The 17844-nt window shown below is 40.3% G+C and carries 15 protein-coding genes and 1 pseudogene (1 of these 16 running past the window's edge); 7 read left to right on the forward strand and 9 right to left on the reverse strand.

Annotated elements, in window-relative coordinates:
* Positions 1-27 precede the first annotated feature (27 nt).
* Together LEP1GSC062_RS18480 and rlmD are read left to right on the forward strand one after the other, a co-directional pair.
* Positions 28-663 (forward strand): FFLEELY motif protein, encoded by a 636-nt coding sequence (locus LEP1GSC062_RS18480; RefSeq protein ID WP_010576716.1) that lies wholly within the window; start codon positions 28-30, stop codon positions 661-663.
* Positions 664-937: 274 nt separating this feature from the next.
* Positions 938-2119, forward strand: a complete 1182-nt coding sequence (gene rlmD / locus LEP1GSC062_RS18485; protein WP_010576717.1) for a 23S rRNA (uracil(1939)-C(5))-methyltransferase RlmD — start codon at positions 938-940, stop codon at positions 2117-2119.
* A gap of 97 nt (positions 2120-2216) precedes the next feature.
* On the opposite strand, the gene LEP1GSC062_RS18490 is transcribed toward rlmD, so the two are convergent.
* The 8 genes from LEP1GSC062_RS18490 to LEP1GSC062_RS18525 all read right to left on the reverse strand — a co-directional run bounded on the left by LEP1GSC062_RS18490 (position 2217) and on the right by LEP1GSC062_RS18525 (position 11404).
* Positions 2217-4532, reverse strand: coding sequence for an ATP-binding protein (locus LEP1GSC062_RS18490; protein WP_020985121.1), 2316 nt, complete (start codon positions 4530-4532; stop codon positions 2217-2219).
* Between the two features lies 1 nt (position 4533).
* On the reverse strand, positions 4534-5619 hold the full coding sequence (locus LEP1GSC062_RS18495) for a metallophosphoesterase family protein (protein WP_020985093.1): 1086 nt from the start codon (positions 5617-5619) through the stop codon (positions 4534-4536).
* A 212-nt stretch (positions 5620-5831) separates the two neighbouring features.
* Entirely contained in the window at positions 5832-6530 is a 699-nt protein-coding gene (locus LEP1GSC062_RS18500) for a hypothetical protein (RefSeq protein WP_020985135.1), read from the reverse strand.
* A 73-nt stretch (positions 6531-6603) separates the two neighbouring features.
* The gene (locus LEP1GSC062_RS18505; protein WP_020985161.1) at positions 6604-8058 is read right to left on the reverse strand and encodes an SBBP repeat beta-propeller lipoprotein, LipL53 family; all 1455 of its coding nucleotides are present in this window, start codon (positions 8056-8058) and stop codon (positions 6604-6606) included.
* A gap of 283 nt (positions 8059-8341) precedes the next feature.
* Positions 8342-9028, reverse strand: coding sequence for a DNA-3-methyladenine glycosylase family protein (locus LEP1GSC062_RS18510; RefSeq protein WP_010576720.1), 687 nt, complete (start codon positions 9026-9028; stop codon positions 8342-8344).
* A 19-nt stretch (positions 9029-9047) separates the two neighbouring features.
* The gene (locus LEP1GSC062_RS18515; RefSeq protein WP_010576721.1) at positions 9048-10265 is read right to left on the reverse strand and encodes a cyclic nucleotide-binding domain-containing protein; all 1218 of its coding nucleotides are present in this window, start codon (positions 10263-10265) and stop codon (positions 9048-9050) included.
* Between the two features lie 48 nt (positions 10266-10313).
* Positions 10314-10838, reverse strand: a complete 525-nt coding sequence (locus LEP1GSC062_RS18520) for a tetratricopeptide repeat protein (protein ID WP_004495977.1) — start codon at positions 10836-10838, stop codon at positions 10314-10316.
* Between the two features lie 281 nt (positions 10839-11119).
* Positions 11120-11404, reverse strand: a complete 285-nt coding sequence (locus LEP1GSC062_RS18525; protein WP_002620102.1) for an LIC10235 family protein — start codon at positions 11402-11404, stop codon at positions 11120-11122.
* Between the two features lie 569 nt (positions 11405-11973).
* On the opposite strand from LEP1GSC062_RS18525, the gene LEP1GSC062_RS18530 reads away from it, so the two are divergent.
* The 5 genes and pseudogenes from LEP1GSC062_RS18530 (at position 11974) to LEP1GSC062_RS18550 (ending at position 16496) form a co-directional block, all read left to right on the forward strand.
* A complete protein-coding gene (locus tag LEP1GSC062_RS18530; protein ID WP_039942681.1) occupies positions 11974-12660 on the forward strand; it encodes a hypothetical protein in 687 nt (228 codons plus the stop codon).
* Between the two features lie 694 nt (positions 12661-13354).
* Positions 13355-13933, forward strand: coding sequence for a tyrosine-type recombinase/integrase (locus LEP1GSC062_RS18535; RefSeq protein ID WP_020985145.1), 579 nt, complete (start codon positions 13355-13357; stop codon positions 13931-13933).
* A gap of 65 nt (positions 13934-13998) precedes the next feature.
* Entirely contained in the window at positions 13999-14334 is a 336-nt protein-coding gene (locus tag LEP1GSC062_RS18540; protein WP_000404111.1) for an STAS domain-containing protein, read from the forward strand.
* Between the two features lie 26 nt (positions 14335-14360).
* Positions 14361-15849, forward strand: a pseudogene (locus LEP1GSC062_RS18545) (ArnT family glycosyltransferase).
* Entirely contained in the window at positions 15846-16496 is a 651-nt protein-coding gene (locus LEP1GSC062_RS18550) for an SGNH/GDSL hydrolase family protein (protein WP_010576724.1), read from the forward strand. The pseudogene LEP1GSC062_RS18545 and the gene LEP1GSC062_RS18550 overlap by 4 nt, the downstream one beginning before the upstream one ends.
* 376 nt (positions 16497-16872) lie before the next feature.
* On the opposite strand, the gene LEP1GSC062_RS18555 is transcribed toward LEP1GSC062_RS18550, so the two are convergent.
* Positions 16873-17844: the 3' portion of an SMP-30/gluconolactonase/LRE family protein gene (locus LEP1GSC062_RS18555; RefSeq protein ID WP_039942623.1), read on the reverse strand. It continues 105 nt past the right edge of the window; 972 of the gene's 1077 nt are visible here — the last part of the coding sequence; the start codon falls outside the window, past its right edge; its stop codon occupies positions 16873-16875.

Consider the following 17844-nt stretch of genomic DNA (forward strand, 5'->3'; position numbering starts at 1 on the left):
CTTACGAAATCTGTTCCTGAATTAAGAATGGATCAACAGGTGTTAGAACTAACACGTAAAGCGGTAGTTCGTGCGACTATTGAGAGGCTTCGCACAACTTATTCGGACCTTCTTGTTATTAAAGGATATGACGGGATTCCGGATTTTTTTGAATTCAATTTATATGCTCCCGCGGACAAAGAAGAAAGAGATAACGCTTTAGAAAATCTTTATGAAAAATTAAAAACGGTCGCGGGTAAGTCCATGACTGAAAGCATTCATCAGATCATTCTTCTGAATCGTCTAACGGACTCTTTGGACTACGACACTGCCAAGGTCGTGATCGAAAATAATCTTATGGAAGATGGTCAAATCTCCAGAAATAACCTTTATGCTGCGATGGGTGAAGCGAATCGTTTCGACGAAAGAAGAACCCAAATCCAAATGGTAGGCAATACGCTTAGATTCTTTTTTTCTCTTTCCAAACTTCCTATGATCAAACTCGTACTGTCTCCAATTAAGGTGGCCGCGTCTATGGTGGGGGCTACTTCTCTGATGAGAACGATGGAAGCGGGTTATGAGTTATCGAGTAAAATTAAGGACCTTGATCCTTTCATTGATGCGTTTTTGGATAGAGAGATTCGTTTAATCGCAACGTTGGAAAAAGCGGTTCGGGCCAATTAAAAATTGTTTATATCTGTAATACGGTGAGTCGATATTTGCGAATAAGCGAGTAATATTCGAAAGTTCGGAATGAACTTTGCAAGGTAATGGAAATCCTGATTTAAGAAAAACTGCAAACCGTACAATAGAGTTGTTGAAAAATTCCATAGTGGGGTTAAAAAAACTATTCTAACCGCCCATTTCAATGAAACGGAAACGGAAACGGAAACGGAAACGGAAGGGAAATTAATTTTTCAACACTCTAATTAACGTGAGTTCGGCATAAGAAAGTAGAATGAAACCTCCCATGAGTCAGTCCTGTCAACATTATCCGGAATGCGCCGGTTGTGATCAATTGCATATCGGTTACGAAAAACAGCTTCAACACAAACAGGAAGGGATCGAAAAACGGTTCGTGGGCTTCCAAGGACTTGAAATCCGACCGATTGTAAAAAGCCCGAAGGATCAGATGTATCGTCATAAGGTTCAACTTCCGTTCGGACATCGTAAGATCGGGAAAAAATCTGTTCTCACTTTAGGACTTCATAACAAAGAGAACGCATACATCATTGATCAAAAAGAATGTAGAATTCAAGATGCCGACTTAACTACCGTGGCCGCTGCGATTCGACATTGGGCGCGTACCGAAAATGTCATTCCCTATAATGAAAAAAACGGAAGCGGACTTTTGAGACATATCGTACTCAGAAAAGCGAATGCGTCCCAGGAGATATTAGTGGGAATCGTGACGAATGCGACCGAAGTTCCTGGAAGAAAAAAGCTTGCCGACAGATTACATTCTTATATTCAACAATTCTTATGTAATGAAAAATCGAAAGCAGAGGTCGTGGGAATACTGCAAAACGTAAATCAGAGAAATACCAGGGTTGTTTTGGGCGAAAAAGAAACGACTTGGTACGGAAGACATTTTGTAAAGGAAAAGATCGGTGATCTTGATTTTCAGATCGGACTTTCCACCTTCTTTCAAGTGAATCCGTTTCAGATTGAAAATCTTTACGATCTCGTTTTGGAGGAACTTCCGAGAGATTCGAACGTAGTGGATGCTTATTGTGGAATCGGAACGATCTCCCTGTATGTCGCTTCCAAATCCAAAAAAGTGATCGGACTGGAAGAGAATCCGAATTCGATCCGTTCCGCAATTGGGGCGGCAAAGGCGAACGGAATTGTAAACGTCACATTTATCAAGGGAAAGGTTTTGCATTCTTTGCGGACGGCTTTAAACGAAAAAACAGACGTAGTGATTTTGGATCCTCCGAGAGAAGGACTTGACTCCGAGACGAAAGGAATATTATTAAATTCTAAAATACATATGATTCTTTACGTTTCTTGTAATCCGGAGACGTTACTACGGGATGCGGTTGCGCTTAACAAAGTTTTCAAATATACGAAGATGACTCCGGTGGATCTGTTCCCGCATACGAGTCATCTGGAAAGTGTTTCCGTTTTTACGAGGTGATTTCTTGCGGATCGGTTATTTAACGTAAAGTTCGATCTAAAGAGCTCGCCTCAAAACCTCAAAAAATATCTCAAACAATGTTAGACTCGAATCGATTTTACAAAGGGATCTTTATCGAATTTTGAAAAATCTTAAGAACGGTTTCCGCAAGTTCTTCCTGTTTCGTAAAAAAGCAGATTTGATACCCGGTTTCTTTCTGGAAGGTCTTAAGATAGGAAAGGGCGGAATCGATTCTTTCCATATCTAGATGAACAAAAGGCTCGTCTAACAAGAGGATTCCGTACTTCGGAACGGTTTTACGAGCCAAGAACAGTTTGAAAACCAGATAGAAAGTTGCCAATGTTCCACCCGAGAGATGATCGATGGGTCTGAATTCTCCGGATTGGTCCTTCATTTTGATCGATTCTTTTTTGTCGATGGAGTCGAAAGAAATTTCTCGTTTCGGAAGCATAAGGTTGATTTCCTTGCCGATTTCGGAAGATACGAACGAGAACTGGGCCGATTGATCTTTGGAGATTTCTTCGACGAGTTCCTGGGCGAATATTGCGGATCTGCGTTTAGAAGTAATATTAGAAAAATATAATTCTTTTTCGGAAAGGGTTTGGATTGTACGAATCAGGTCCTTTTCCTTTTCGGGAAGAGAATCCTGAATCCGAGCCTCTTCCACTTGAATTGCGGTATTCAATTCTTTTAATTTGTTTTCCAGGAATTGGAGTTCTTTTTCGAGTTCCTTTTTTTTCGAATCTCTGAACGGTCTTTGCGGATCATTCGGAAATTGGATCGGAATGTCGTCCATAGTCGCGATCGTAGTCTTTTGGCGAATTTCCAGATCTTCCAAACTTTTGGCGGAGTGATCTGTGAGAATTTTTTTCAGACCTTCGGAAAAATTTCTGGATTGGGCTTGGAATTCCGCGACTTGTTTGTGATAGTCTTGGATGGTAGCCGCTTTTCTATCGTTCAGCCAGGAATTTATTTTGGATTGAAGTCCTGCGGACTTTTCGGATTCGAGTCTTAAAGTCGAACGAATCGTGTCGAGTTCCCTTGACAATGTACGGATTTCTTTTTCCAAGGTTTCGGTCTGGTGCGATTCTAGATCGAAATTTTGGATTTGTTTTAGAAAAAATTGTCTTAGATGATCGATCTTTTCTATAAAGGGAATAGAATATTCCGGAAATGTTAAGTTCCATAAGCCGGAGATTTTGAGAACGAAGTTCTTTTCCTTTTCGGAACTGTATCTGAAATTGACGGATTCTCTTTTTTGCACGAACAGAAAAAAGCCAAGAACGATCAGGCTTACGGAAATCAAAGCTACGCTTAAAAGTGCAATGGGTGAAAGTTTGGAAAGTAAAAATCCGCTGAATGCACCGACAAGCCCTAGAAAACCAAGTCCGATTAAAAGAATTCCTAGAATTCTACTGGAAGAATTGGAATGATTCGTTCGAATCTCTTCGGTAAAACCGTCTTCCCGAAGAGTATTGTCGATTTTTTCGCACCATTCCTCCGCCTTTTGTTTCATCTTTTGAAGGGTTGGGAGTAGGCTTTGTTGCTCGTCTAAATGTTTCTTTTTGGAATTGATCGCATTTTCTTTGTCTTTGAGCAATGTCTCGGAAGAGTAGACGGCGTTTCGGGATTTTTCGATTTCTTTTTGAAGGTTTTCGAAAGCGGAAGATTCGTCCTTTGCATAAAGAAAGTTTTTCTTGATGAATTCTTGAATGGATTTTAGTCTTTGAATTTCGGAAAGAGATTCCAAAAGTTTGATCTTTTTTTGGATTTTAGAATCCAACTCGGAATCTTTTTCGATTTGAGCGAGTTTGTCTTTGATTTCAAATTCTCTGTTTCGGTCTTTGAGATGCGTTTCCTCTTTTTCGGCGTTGTTTTTGTTTCTGGAATGTAGGTTTTCGATTTCGAAAATCAATTCGGTTCTTTTTGATTTAAGATCCGAAATTTCTTTTTTCAGAGTTTCGAAAAGATTCGAGTCCTTGCTTCCCGTTTTCGGAGAATGGATTTTTTTGAGCGAACTTGCAATTCCATCCAAGTCGATCCCGTTGTTTAAAAGTTTACTTCGGAGAAAATCGGGTTTGATGAACTTGTCGTTGTTAAACGCAAATTCCAATTCACCTTCTCTGAGAGAAACGCAGTGGACGTACTGGGGCGCCGTTTCCTTGGAGAGATCGGGAACGTTACCTAGAATATTATAACCGTCTAAACTTTTTTCACCGTAACGCGAAAGAATACTTTTTTTTGGTTCTTGATTTGCAGTAAGAAACTTGCTACCGATTGCGAGCCGGAGCGCGTCGAAGATTGTGGTTTTTCCGGATTCGTTTTTGCCGAAAAAGACGGTGACGGTGTCCGAAAGATTAAATTCTTTCTGAACGAATTTGCCGAATTTGCTCAATTGAATTCCTGAGATCATTTTAATTTTTCCCCGAGTGTTCTTCGATTTGTTCGAGGCCTAAGACCAAAATTTCGTTCCAATCGGGAGCGTCCGGAGTATTCCAATTCCTTTTTTTGAACATTAATTTATCGTAAAATAATTTAGCGACAGGATTGTCGATCAAAACTGAAGAGGTTTTGAGATCGCCGGTTTTGAATTCTAATTTTCTGCAAACGAGAGACTTGGAAAAACGGTCCAGAATTTCCGATACGATATGTTCATCTTCCACGATTCCGGAAACGTTGACTCGAACGGAATCTTGTTTAGATACGAGAGCAGGTATGTTGGAAAGTTCGGGAATTTCTCCGGAAAGGTTGGCCGAAACGGAGAATTCTTTGAATTCCCCGGCGCAGGTGATGATTTTTTTTTGAAGAATCGGAGTTCCGTTTTTTCCGAGAGTTACGATGTTGACTGTGCGAGGTCCGAATTCTCCCGAAGAAACAACTCTCGGAGAACCGGGGTAGGCTTTGAGAAGGGGACCGGATCTTTCGGAACGTTCTCGATGGATGTGGCCGAGCGCAAGATAGTCGAACTTCGCATCCAAAAACGGTTTCGAATCCAAGATGGAATCCGTCTCTTCCGGGGACGGGCCCAGATATTCCACCAATTTCGTATCGGTTCCGTGTAAAAGGGCGATCCGATAGTGAACCTTTTTTTCATTAAATTGAATATTCGAATAATCTAAAGTTCTGTGAAATGGAAAACCGAAAAATTCCGCTTCGACGCCGTCTATTTCCTCGATCCAAAGTTTAAAGTTGTCGGTTTTTTGCGGATACAACATCGGGGAAAGATCGGCCGAGATCGGATAGGTTCCTTCGGGAATGCCTAGTTCTTCATGATTCCCGGGGATAAAGAAAATTTTTCCCGGAAACGCTGTTAAAATCTCTTTCACTTCTACTTTGAGTGCCGCTATATCCGAGTTACGGTCGAAAAGATCTCCGCAGAAAAGTATGTGTGTGCATTCTTCTGCATTTGCATTGGAAACAATTTCTTTTAGAACGGAGAGAGAATAATCTTTTTCCTTTTGACTGAGGTGTAGGTCTGCTGTGTGTAAAAATCGAATCATGATGTAATTCCTGCCGTCAGAGTATCCGTATCCCCGGACAATATTTAAGAGATTCGGATATCTTTGAAGATTTTTTCAGGGTTTTTTCGTTTGCAAGCGGACGGGTTGCGTCGCTATGGCTCGCGGATTTCCGCTCGGTTTTCGTCTTCGACGAAGGCTATTTCTTCGTATCGCTAAACCGAAAAACGGTGTGTTTAATTAAATGCTGGTATCTAGTAAGTTTGGTCCAAAAAAGGGATCAGGTGCTGCTCCGAATACTGAATTACTTTTTGGATACGATCGGAAGCGTTCCATTTTTCGGAGATCATACGCGGCGTACCCCAAAGAAAAATCGCCTCTATAAAAACTTTGCGAGGGTCTGGAAAAAAGGACTCGATTTTGATTTCGATTCCGTGATCTTCCGGGTCTTGAGGATTCAATGGAGGAAGGACGAATCTGAGTCCTCCGCCTAAAATGGGTCTTCCGAGTTGTTGTAGACTGTCTCTGTTCTGACGAAGTCTTTTTTCCCAGATCTCGCCAAATGCGTGTTCTGTGGAAGAATCCGCTAAGAGACGAACGGTAAGGTCGCTTTTTACAACGTTTTTTCCCTGAATCAGCCAAACTTTGTCGAATGCTTCGAGTACTCTTTCAAAATCTTCTTCGATGGATTCCAAAGAACCGTCCGGATTTTCGGAGATGATGAGAAGTTGTGTGATATTGGGACCTGCGTTGATGAGCTGAATTGTGAGAACCGATTGAGAAAGTTGTCTTGTGAGAATGTTTTGGTTCGGTCCGTAATTGGTTCCTGTGATTTCGATTCCTAATTCTTCCAGGTTGGATTGGAACTGAAGGACCTCGGATTTGGATCGAACTATGATCGGTAAAAATAGATCGCTTAGACCTACATGGATGATGTTTCGATTTCGGTTCATGATTGCCCCTTGAGTCCTTTGTCTCAAACGGATTTTTTTTGAACAGAAAAGAAATCGAATCGGAGCAAAAGAGTTATTTGAATTTCAGGAGGAATAGATCATAAATTCCCTTTCTGGGAATTTGATTCATGCTTTGGCTCGTATATCCGGAACAATAGAGATTTCCTTCGAAGTCGAGTCCGATTCCGGTACTGAATATCGAGCTTTTGGAAGTTCCGATCTGTCGTGTCCATCCGATTTGTCCGGAAGAATTGAATTTGGCCAAAAATAGATCGTTCCTGCTTATCGATGTGTTCGTATCGTCAGTGGCGTATTCACTGCTATAGCCTGTTGTAAAAACATTCCCGTTTGCATCGGTTGTAATTGCGGTAATCACGGTCTGTTTTCTCTGATTGCCTATCGGGCCGAGTTGTTGAATCCATTGTTGAACGCCTGACGAATCGTATTTAACTAAAAGTCCCCGAAAGTTCGATTTGCTTTTGGTTTCTGATTCAAAATTACCATTACTAGTTCCGCCTACAAAAACGTTTCCGGACGGATCCACACTGAGAGTGGAGCCTTGGGTTGTGCTGGAAACGAAACCCAGTTGAGCGAAAAATTGACGATTACCGCTACTGTCGTATTTGAGGATAAAAAGGTCGAGAAATCCGATACTGGGAACGGTATTGGTTGAAAAGTTTGCTCTTGCTGAGCCGACCACGTAAATACTATCTCTAACCTCATCAATTGTAATCCCATCCAGATAAATTGGGGCGTCGGCTCTATTCACCGAAATCTGTTTGACCCAGATTTGGTTACCGTTGGTATCAAACTTGATGATAAATCCGTTGGCTCCGATCTCAGTTCCTCCAAAAGGTCCGTTGGAGTTTCCAACTATATAAGAATTTCCGAATGTATCTACGGCGATTTTTTTAGCACTTGTGTTATAGTTTCCTACGCAGCCTGTTTGTCTTGTCCAAGCCTGAGATCCGTCCGAGTTAAATTTGATTAGAAATAGATCTAGTTCGCCCGAAAGCGGACCTGCAAAACTGTCTTTCGTATAGCCGATGACGTACACGTTTCCATGAGGATCAACTGCGAGGTCTTTAACCTCCAATGTCGTTTTTGGAACTCCGACTTGTTTGGTCCAGATTGCATTTTTTCTGGAATTATACTTTCCAAGAATGAGATCCCGATTTCCAATCGGCTCGGCTTTATAAACGCCTTTATCCGTATCTCCGGCAACGTATATAAAGTTATTGTTATCTATGGCGATGCCTTCTCCGTAAGTTTTTGCCTTCGATGTTCCGATCAACAAAGTCCATTCTAATTTTGGGGAATTTAAATTTTCAGAAAAAGGCTTTTGGGAGGAGATTTCAGTTTCAAATTCGCTTTCCGTTTCGATTTCGGTTGTAGTGATTTTCTCTTCTTCTCTTCGAAGTAAAAGCTGTATCCAATAATCCTTAGTTTCCGGGTTGGAGACGTTGGTTATTTCTGTTGGATAACAAGCCTGAGAGAATATAAAAAGAAAAATGAGGAAAAAAATCATCATATTTTTTTAGATTGAGTCATTTTATATATACTGATGTGAAAAATATAAATACTTTGCATATATATTTCTTTTGGAATAGGGAACTTCATCCTACTTGAGATAGAAAGGTAAACGTGAGGAAAAAAAGTCGTTTGTGTAAATTAAGACTGGGGAGTTTGTACTTCTATTTTAAATGATTGTTTCTTAAGAGATGTTGCAATGCCATCGGAAATATTCAGGGGATGGTTTTTGAAAAAGCCCCTTTGATGATTTCTCTTCAGGTATCGGAACAAGTTCCTTTTTAGCCCCAACCTTCGCCACCGTCAATGTCCGCCCAAAGATACCAGGAAAGGATCGTTCTAAAGGGAGAATAGCTCTTTAAGAAATGTTGAATTTCCTTTTTGTTATCCTTGGAAATCCCGTAGTGTTTCTCGACCGATTTTCTAAGAATCAGATCGTTGATGGAAAAATGATCCCAACGATCCAAGGCGAAGATCAAAACCATTTCCGCCGTCCAAGGTCCCACGCCTTTAAAAGAGCAAAGAAGGTTTAAAACATCAGAATCTTCTAATTTACGAAGTTTTGAATCGGTGATATCCCGATTCAAATACGCCTCAGCGACTCTTTGGATCGTTTCGGTCTTGGCTTGGGAAACTCCGATCTTTCTCATTTCCGAGGTCGGAATCCTAAGAATTTGTTCCGGAGAGGGGATTTTTTTACTTTCCGCCAAGGCGATCAATCTACGTTCAAAGGTTAGGGCGACTTTAACGGAGAGTTGTTGGCCCAGAACGGATTTAATCAAAACTTGATAGGGGTTGCCTATGGTTTGTAATTTACAAGGTCCGACGGAATCGATCAGTTTTTTTGTGATTGGATCTTTTTTACGAAGCCAATCGGAAGCTTTTTGGAGACGAATATTCCTATCTTCTAAAACGGAAGAAGAACGTTTTTTAGGATTGGGAAACCGGGAAGAATCTGGAAGAGGCATTCAAATTTGAAAACACGAGTTATACTCTTTTTTTGAGTTTGTTTTCCATTTGAGATTTTTTTCTATAAATATGAACCAATTTTTCCAGTTCGACTAAGTCAGTACAACTGAGTTTACCCTGATCGAGCTTGATCCATTTGTTTTTAGTCAAAAGATCTAGGACCAAATTTTCGTCTTTCGGGTAGGAGAGACCGACCATTTTGATCAAATCCTTCGTGCCGATTTCAAAGTTATACGAAATTTTCGGGGCGATCTTGATTCTATTTTTTTCGACAAGAGTCAACAGAGTATCTGCAATTCTACCTTGAGGATCGTTGATCATTAAGTTCGCAAGTTGTTTGTAAGCGGTCCAAATTCTTTCGGAGAGAAGAGTGATCAAACGGGTTGCGAGTTGGGGTTGAGCTTTGACCATACCTTCGAAGTTGGCCTTGTTGATCGCGAGAAGTTGGACATGGCCCCATGCGATTGCGGAAGCGGATCTCGGTTTGTTATCGAGAAGCGCCATTTCGCCGAAGATATCTCCATTCTGAAGAACCGCGAGTAATACTTCGTTTTTATCCACAATTTTTGTGATTTTTACCTTACCGTTTTGAATGATATACAGTTCTCTACCGGGTTCGTGCTCGCAAAAGATCATCTCGTTGTCCGCATACATACGATTGAACTTCGTAAGATCGATTGTGGGAGCTTGCATCGGGTGGTTCATCGTTTGTAATTTCAGTTTTGCCTGAGTGGCAAACGGACCGTTCGGAAGATATTGAAGGTATTTTTGGAATGCGTAAGCGGCGTGATGGTTGTTCTTCTGATTGAAGTAGTTTTCACCGATGTTGTAGAGTTCGTTCGGGTCTTCTTCCACTGCGGAGCGGAATGTCAGACGTGTGATTGTCTGGTCGAATTGGCGAAGTTTCATCGAAAAATAGCGGATAATTTTCATCGCTACCGGAGTGTTTCTTTGAATGAGAGTTCCGAATTGATCGTAACTCACCTCGATCACCGAAACGTCAGTGAGTGCCACTGCGGATTCGATTTGGGCGTGTTGGCTCATAGCGGCGACGACGCCGAAAAAGTCCCCCGGGCCTTGAACGGAATTTGGATCCTCGCCGACGACCGGGTTTTCTCTGCCTATTTTTACCTTCCCTTCCCGAATAATAAAGAAACTAGGAGAATCTTTTTTACCCTCTACGATAATATAGGAGCCCTTCTGGAAATTAACGATTTGGAAGATGCCTGTGGACATGCTGTTATGTTAATATTTTTTTTAAAAATCAGAATTCAACTGTTTTCATTATCGGTTTTCAGGAATCGAATCTCGAAAAAAAGAAGTATTTTCTCCACATTCCGACGTTTCCGTCTTTGAATCGTTTAAAATATCCCATTCCGAGAGTTCCACGAATGCTTTTTCGGCGAGTTCTCTGGAAAAGGACTGAGTGCAGATAGATTTGAAAACTTCTTTCGCTTTGTTCTTTTCCCCGATTTCTAGATAAAGTTTACCGACTTCGAAAAATGCGTTTAAACCTTGGGAAGAGGTCGGTTCCTGAGAATATTGATGCAGATTGATTTCAAGGACTTTTTCCGGGCGGCCGAGCCTGGAATAATTATTTTTGAGAACCTGATAAGCCTTGTATTTGAGTTTGCTTGTCGGATAAAGAATCAGGAAATTTTTAATTTCCTCGATGGATCTGTGGAATTTTCGGTCTTTATAAGCTTCTTCCGCGATTCTAAGAAGGTTTTCGGCTTGAGTTTCCTGAAGAGAACCGATTTCCGAGCTCAAAGAGCCGGAAAAGGAAATCCAAGATAAGGATAAAATCATCAAAAATTTTATCTGAAAAAGCTCGAAGAACGCGTATCTAAACTTGATATTTTTTTTCCTAAGCCGAGTGTGTTGTTCTCTACGGATTCCCCCTAAGATTTCCCGGTGCGCATTCGGCAGAATTGGGAATCTGATTTTGTCGTTCTGGATCACGGGGGGTGTTTGAGATTTGTAACAAGCTGTAAGGGAAATGAAGAATCTTTTGGCCTGCAAGATAAAGCTCCGGAGGGAAAAATACCCTCCTACTAAAGAATTATCTGCAGGTTTTTCGAAAAAGTTGATTACTTTTTCTGATCGATTGATTTGCGATGGCGTTCGCAGAGTCTGTAGAGTTTTCCGGAAGAAGGGTTCTTTTTGGAGACTTTCGTTCCGCATACGATACAAAGGCCGTTATTTCTTCTTTTTTGGTATAAAAGTTGAACCCTTTCGGCGCCGGACAGATTGTATTTGCTAATCTGTATTCTAAATCCTTTATATAAGTAATTGCCTACGGCTTCAATGGATTGAGATTTGACGCCTGTTATCAGGGATTCAAGATCGTCTTTTGAGATTTTTTTCGGTTTCATACTGATATTTATGACGAAATCACCTAATTAAAATTACAGAAAAAAGTAAACGTTGAATCTTTTTTTAGAGAATCGCTCTACGATGGATTATAAAATAGATGAATCTCGGCAATTCGTGATTTGAAGGAAAGTGGGATGGATTTATAAAGGTTCCTTCTATTGGATGATCTAAAAATAAAACGTTTTTCAACTAAGATCGAGATTATTGAGTGTTGATAAGGTGTCAGAGTTTTGCGCCTAAAAGGCAGATTTGTGCTAAGATTTCACGGGTCACTATAGGCAGGACATAGTAAAACGTAATCATTTGAAATAAATTCTTGTCAAGATAAAAGCGAAGTAATAGGTCTTGGTCGGTCGTGAACCTTTTATCATTTCGGTTGTGATCTATCAGAACACATAACAAGACGAAAGGCGAATGGATTTGATATTGAACTTCTCTATTTACTTTTGACAAGAAATCAAACAATCATTTGAGAAATCTAAGTTTAAAAACGACTAAAGGCTTGCAAAAAATGATTGTGACTCTTAGGTTAAACGGATATGTTTCGAAAGAAACAAAGGAGATTTCTATGAAGAATCGGCAATTGTTTTCAAACTCATCGAATCGAAGTCCTTTACAAACACAAGTTTCTCCAAATTTCAATTTTATCCATAGGCTTTTTTGTCTTATTTTTATTCTTTCGATTTCAATTGTGAATGTAGGTTGTAAACCGAGTGTAAAAGACCAAGTTGCAAAGATATTATCCGATCGGGAGATTCCGCTTGAAGAAAAAATTCGCCAAACGTCGTTTCTGTTGTTAGGCGACCGTTTGAAAGAAATCGAAATATCTCCGAGTATTTCGCCTACCGGAGATAAAACGGACACGGTAAAAGTAACACTTGCGGTGGGAGGAAATACCGCCCTTACGTTTTTGGGACAGAAGGAATATAAGGAAAGAATGAAGTTGGAAGCGGCTTTATTGTCCTTTCGGATCTTACAGACTCTCAAAAATCTTCCCATAGAAAGTTTTAGGATAAGCATTGTAAAACCGTATTATGTGAAAAATTCTCCGACAGATTCTATAGAAGAGTTCGAAGTGTTTCGGGCGAAAATGGAAAAGAATTCCCTGATTCAAATTAAGGGATTTGAAACCGTAGATTCGTTTGCCGCGGATTCCTACGATTCGCCCGAACCTGAGGTTTTGGACGTAATGGTTCAAATCGTTCGATCTTGGAAAGTGGAATTGGACGAGTTGAATCGTGTGGAAATAAAATAGAGCTTCGCTTCTTCTGCTAATCACTACATATAGAGTGCGCAAGATTCTGTCTTTTAAATGGGGATTTGTGCTAAAATTGACGGTATTCCTTTATGTAGAGATCAGTAAAACCTCAGATGTAGGAACTCCTACTGGATTTAACAATGATAGAGTTGTTGAAAAATTAATTTTCTATCCGTTTCTGCCCTATTGAAATGGACCTTTGAAGCGGTTTTGTTAAACTGAATCATGGAATTTTTCAACAACTCTAATAGTAAAATTTGTTAGAAAGGTCATGAACTATTAAAGGGACGTAATCTGTGGGAGTTCCTGCGTTTTATTGCAACTTATGGAATGATTGTAACTGATTTTCTTAAGGTTTTAAGATAAGCTCATAATAAAACAAGGCTCCCGAAGTTTCCTTCTGCAGTATTTTCAAATTTTAAAATATACTAATTTCCAATTATAATTCTTTATATGCGGTTTGTTCCGCAAATTTTCAGATTTTATGTCAACCGATAGAAAGAAATGTTTTGATGTTCGCATTTGTTTTTGAATATTCCGAAATAGAATATTTTAAGTTTTTTGAATATTCATAAAGCGTGTTGTACAAATTAAAAATATTTCTATACTTTTGTTAAAAAAGTTAATTTTTGTTGGCATTATTTCCACGATGTCGGTAAATAAAACCGAATTTGAAAGGAATGGTTCTTTTATGAATCTGAAAAAAGGGAATTCGGAAATTTATGAGTTTAAAGACATTGTTACGGATTTTGAAATAAGATCCCTCATCGACGCGAGTAGAAACAATCCCGATCATTTTGTATGGATTCGATGCCTAATTATGTTCGGATTAAAATCAGAAGAGCTGGTTTCTTTACGTTGTAGCGATGTCGATTTGGAAAATAAGTTATTGAGAATTTGCGGATTTCAAGGAAGAACGGATCGTTACCTCAAAATTTCCTCTTTTTTACTTCGGGATTTTTATGGAGCGATTCGGGGTAAAACTTCAGAGGAATACGTATTTCCGGGAAGAAAAGGAAAGTTACATCCCAAAACGATTCAGAAACTTTTCGAAAAATTAAAACGTAAAACGAATATCGAAGTAAATTGTTCTAAAATTCGAGAAACGATAGCCGTTCGACTTCACTCGAGCGGGGATTCGATTCAATTTATCGGCGAATTTCTAGGATTGAAAACGAGGCGCGCTGTCTATAAATTGGTTGGGAAAAAATCGAGGTTCAGATCGGTGAAAAATTTTTCTTTGGATGAAATTATAGATATTGGAACTTAAAAATGAGTTGTAAACGAATTTCGAAACCTTAATTTAGGTTTAATTCTCCCAAAGGAAGCCATTTTTTGGAAATTAAAACGAAAAAAATTGGTAAGCATACTCTGGTGGCGCTTAATGGAAGGCTGGATATCGGACATTCAGACGAAGTGGAAGCGAAGTTGTTGGACGATGTTCAGTCCGGACAGGGTGATATTTTGATCAACCTGGAAAATATTTCTTACATTTCGTCCTCTGGAATCCGCATTTTCGTCGGTATGGTCAGGGAATTAGAAAAGCAGGGAAGAAAGTTGAAACTTTGTTGTATTACTCCTCCCGTAAAAAAGGTATTCGATGTGGTCGAACTATTGGATCTGTTTGAAGTCTACGAAACAGAAAGTTCGGCGCTCGATTCGCTCGCCTAAAATCCGGGATTGCCTCTCGGGTTTTTATGTCCCGGAAAACGTTCGCTTTCATTTCATCTAAAACACTTTTCTGGGTATCGTCGTCTCTTCTAGTATTACTTTTCGTATGGATTCTACATAACGATCGGCTTGAATTTCCTCCGGTTTGGCCGGACGAAGTTTTATTTTTTTCCCCTTCACAAGACTTTGCGGAATTTGGAACTCTTCGAACTCGGGTTTTAGAAGGTTTGATTCCGGGAATGGAAGAGACGACTTTGTGGATGCCACCGTTGTATTTTTTTCCGGCGGTCTTTGGATAAAGTATGTGTTTCCGGGAATCGTCGGACTTCGTTTGTTCACGCTTGTAGTCGCGGCGCTTTGTATTTTTATTTTTTACGGGATTTTATTTAGAATCGGATTTTCTTTGTTGTCCGCATTATTTGCCGGTTTGTTGCTCGTTACGGACCTATTATTTTTGAGAGTGGGAACAATGGCAAGGATGGAGATGCTTTGTCTGTTTTTCGCATTAGCAAGTTTATTCCTTTTGGTTCGCACCGCTTTGGATGAGCATCCAAGGCCTGTCGGGAAAGTTGAAGCTTTTTTTCCGGAATTTTTCTTGGGCTGTCTTTTCTTTCTCACCCGTTCGGTTCTGTGTTTGGGGTTCCTTCCTTGTATCTTCTTTGGAGAAGGAAATCTTTGTCGACTTCTTTGTTTTGGGTGGGAGGGATACTTCCCCTTACGATTTGGATCGTTTGGTTGCTTCCTCATTGGAATTTATTTCTGTTTCAGTTTGGATTGCAGTTCGGAAGAAAGAAGGAGCTTTTCACTTTGTTTTCCGTTCTCACGAAGATCAAAATTTTGATCGGAGGATATGAAAATCCGGGAGTTAGAATTTTATTTTACATTTTTCTTTTGGCGGGAATCGGAATCAATCGAAGGTTGTTGAAGGAGCGATTTTTATTTCTTTTTGTTTGGATTTTGGGAACTCTTGTATTCCTCTTTTTATCCACCGAATTTTATTACGTGACGTATCTTACCCTTCCGCTTTCTGCATTAGGTGGAATGTTGTTTGAAGAGTCCGATCGCAAGAGGGTGATTTACGTAGGTTCGGGGCTTTTATTTTGTAATTTGATCGTTTTGTTTCTAGCGTATCGAAAAGTTGGCTTTATCAATCCGGAGTTCGATCTCGGAAAGAAATTTTCGGAAGAAATCGCGGCCGAACTGAGATATTCCAAGAAGGTTTATCTTCAGGCGATTCCAGATCCGTATTTTTACTTAAGGGAAAGATATCCGGATCAGAAAATTTTAGAATTTATTCCGGGTGAACTTCCGGTTCCTTCGGAGATGTTTGCGAGTACTTTGGATTCCATCGATACGTTTGTTTTCAGCGAAGGGACGAAACGAAACGATACTGTGGAAAATTATCTTAAGGAAAATTCGTCTTCTTTTTATAAAAAAAATGTTTCCGTTTCTCCTTCCACAACTCGAAAATTAGTGCGCGCTCAGGCGGAAATTTATCTCCGGAAAAAAAAATGAATTCTTTTTGGCTTCGTAGATTTTTTCAATTTCAGAATATTCTATTTTTCTTATTGATTTCGTGTGTCGGCAAGGAAGGAGAGCAGCACGGACTTTCGTTTTTATTGCCTTTGGCGGGCCCGCTTTTGAAAGTGGGGATCGTCGGAGATTCTTTATCCCAAGAATCGAACGGTTTTGGGCTGAGAGAAAAACTTGGCTTCCGATTTACGGTTACCGATTATTCGGTTTCTGGAAGATACGTTCCCGCTTGGCTTCAGACGATTGGAACTGCTTTGACTGAACGACAAGATCTTTTAATTTTAGAATTGGGGACAAACGATGTTTCCGGTTATCCGGTCGACCAATTTCCGAAGAACTACGAGAATCTCCTTAGTTCAATCCAATCTCATAGTAACGCAATGATCTTAGTCACGATTCTTCCGCCTACGTCTCAACCCGGCTATAGAGCGAATATTTTGCAGATCAATTCGTATCTGAAGGGGTTAAGCTCTCGTTATCCAACTGCGGATATGGAGTCCGTTTTTTTAGAGAGAGAAAATACGATTCCCTTATATTCGCAAACGGACCTTGTTCATCCGAATCCAGTCGGATATGATTTAATGGGAACCGTCTATACGGATGTGATTCACAAACTCTACATCAAATAATAAAGAGAATAAGAGGACGAAGATATCTGCGTTTTCTATTAAAGCCAGTCATAGAATCTTAAAATAAACCAGTTCCTATCAGAATCTAGAACGCGCCCATCTCGCGACCCTTCGGGAGCGAGATTTGAGTTTAGAAAGCGTTCTGTTGAGTTTTATCGAGCGCCAAAAAAAGTGAGACGCCTGAGTTCCCAGCTTGATCTTTCCGATAAAGCAGAAAACTCAAGTGCTGCCGCTCTCTCTAAGGATCGCTTCCGCAGGGCGCTGTAAGTAAAATGGCAGTGGTTCCCACAGATTGCGTCTCTTAGGTGGTTTATGGATTTCGAACAGTCTTTTCGTGCTGGGAGTTCTCACACATCTTAAGATTTTGAAACGGCTCTTAGTTTGAATTAGTATATTTGCAATTTAGAATATACGGATTGAATACCTGCGCTACATACAATCTTCCCTCGAATGGAATCGCGGTGCTTCCGGCTGAGATCAAATCTCCTGAAGTCGCAAACACTTCCTGAAAATTTCCGTCAGGAAAAATTCGAAACACCTGAGTCGGAGAGTGGTAGTTCGGATTTTTCACGTGTCTTAGAAATCGATACGTGGAACCATGGCCAACTACGAAAATTCTTCCCTGGGAATCCGGCTCAAGGTTGTCGGGACCGGAATGGATATGAATCCTTTTGGGTTTTTCCAATACAGGCTTTCCCTGTTCTCTTCGGATCGGAAATTGAAATACGCTTTTATCCGAGTATCCGGATCGATATAGGAATTCGTTTCCTTGAGAATCTTTTGTGTATGAAATTCCGTTTCCAAAAGAGAGAGGATTTCCGAGATTGGACCAGCTTTTACCGTCGTAATGCGAGATTTCCGCACGTTTGAATCCGAACAGATCGTCCCAGAGGTATCTTGGGACTCCTCCCGTTCCGTGATCGTTGGAAAGGAAGATTTCATTTTCAGATACTACGAAAAGATCGTTGGGGCTGGTGAGTAACGGATCCGTAAGAGTTCCTACATGCGACCATTCTTTTCCTTTGCGCTCGAAGATTTCGATTGTATGAACTTCGTAGAATTTTGGATGGGAAATTACATAGAGTCTGTAAGTGTCCTTGGTTTTGAGAAGACTGATCCCGTGAGGTCGGAACTCCGGCGGATATTTCACGGAAAGTTCTGTTGGAACGGAAGGATTTTTCAGATCGATCGTAAAGATTTTCCCGAGTCGGTTCTTAATTCTTCTTTCATGACTTGAGACATATAGAATTTTTTCTTCCCGATCAATTGCCAGATCTTCCGGACCTGGAAGTCCTTCGATTTTCATACAATCGACTCCTGAAGGACCGACAGATTGGATTTCTGTGCC

Source organism: Leptospira alexanderi serovar Manhao 3 str. L 60, from assembly GCF_000243815.2.
Lineage (GTDB): Bacteria > Spirochaetota > Leptospiria > Leptospirales > Leptospiraceae > Leptospira > Leptospira alexanderi.

Excerpts from the sequence above, each read along its gene's own strand:
- LEP1GSC062_RS18480 (WP_010576716.1), top strand. The coding sequence starts at position 28 with ATGGATCAACAGGTGTTAGAACTAACACGTAAAGCGGTAGTTCGTGCG.
- rlmD (WP_010576717.1), top strand. The coding sequence starts at position 938 with ATGAAACCTCCCATGAGTCAGTCCTGTCAACATTATCCGGAATGCGCC.
- LEP1GSC062_RS18490 (WP_020985121.1), bottom strand. The coding sequence starts at position 4,532 with ATGATCTCAGGAATTCAATTGAGCAAATTCGGCAAATTCGTTCAGAAA.
- LEP1GSC062_RS18495 (WP_020985093.1), bottom strand. The coding sequence starts at position 5,619 with ATGATTCGATTTTTACACACAGCAGACCTACACCTCAGTCAAAAGGAA.
- LEP1GSC062_RS18500 (WP_020985135.1), bottom strand. The coding sequence starts at position 6,530 with ATGAACCGAAATCGAAACATCATCCATGTAGGTCTAAGCGATCTATTT.
- LEP1GSC062_RS18505 (WP_020985161.1), bottom strand. The coding sequence starts at position 8,058 with ATGATTTTTTTCCTCATTTTTCTTTTTATATTCTCTCAGGCTTGTTAT.
- LEP1GSC062_RS18510 (WP_010576720.1), bottom strand. The coding sequence starts at position 9,028 with ATGCCTCTTCCAGATTCTTCCCGGTTTCCCAATCCTAAAAAACGTTCT.
- LEP1GSC062_RS18515 (WP_010576721.1), bottom strand. The coding sequence starts at position 10,265 with ATGTCCACAGGCATCTTCCAAATCGTTAATTTCCAGAAGGGCTCCTAT.
- LEP1GSC062_RS18520 (WP_004495977.1), bottom strand. The coding sequence starts at position 10,838 with ATGATTTTATCCTTATCTTGGATTTCCTTTTCCGGCTCTTTGAGCTCG.
- LEP1GSC062_RS18525 (WP_002620102.1), bottom strand. The coding sequence starts at position 11,404 with ATGAAACCGAAAAAAATCTCAAAAGACGATCTTGAATCCCTGATAACA.
- LEP1GSC062_RS18530 (WP_039942681.1), top strand. The coding sequence starts at position 11,974 with ATGAAGAATCGGCAATTGTTTTCAAACTCATCGAATCGAAGTCCTTTA.
- LEP1GSC062_RS18535 (WP_020985145.1), top strand. The coding sequence starts at position 13,355 with ATGAATCTGAAAAAAGGGAATTCGGAAATTTATGAGTTTAAAGACATT.
- LEP1GSC062_RS18550 (WP_010576724.1), top strand. The coding sequence starts at position 15,846 with ATGAATTCTTTTTGGCTTCGTAGATTTTTTCAATTTCAGAATATTCTA.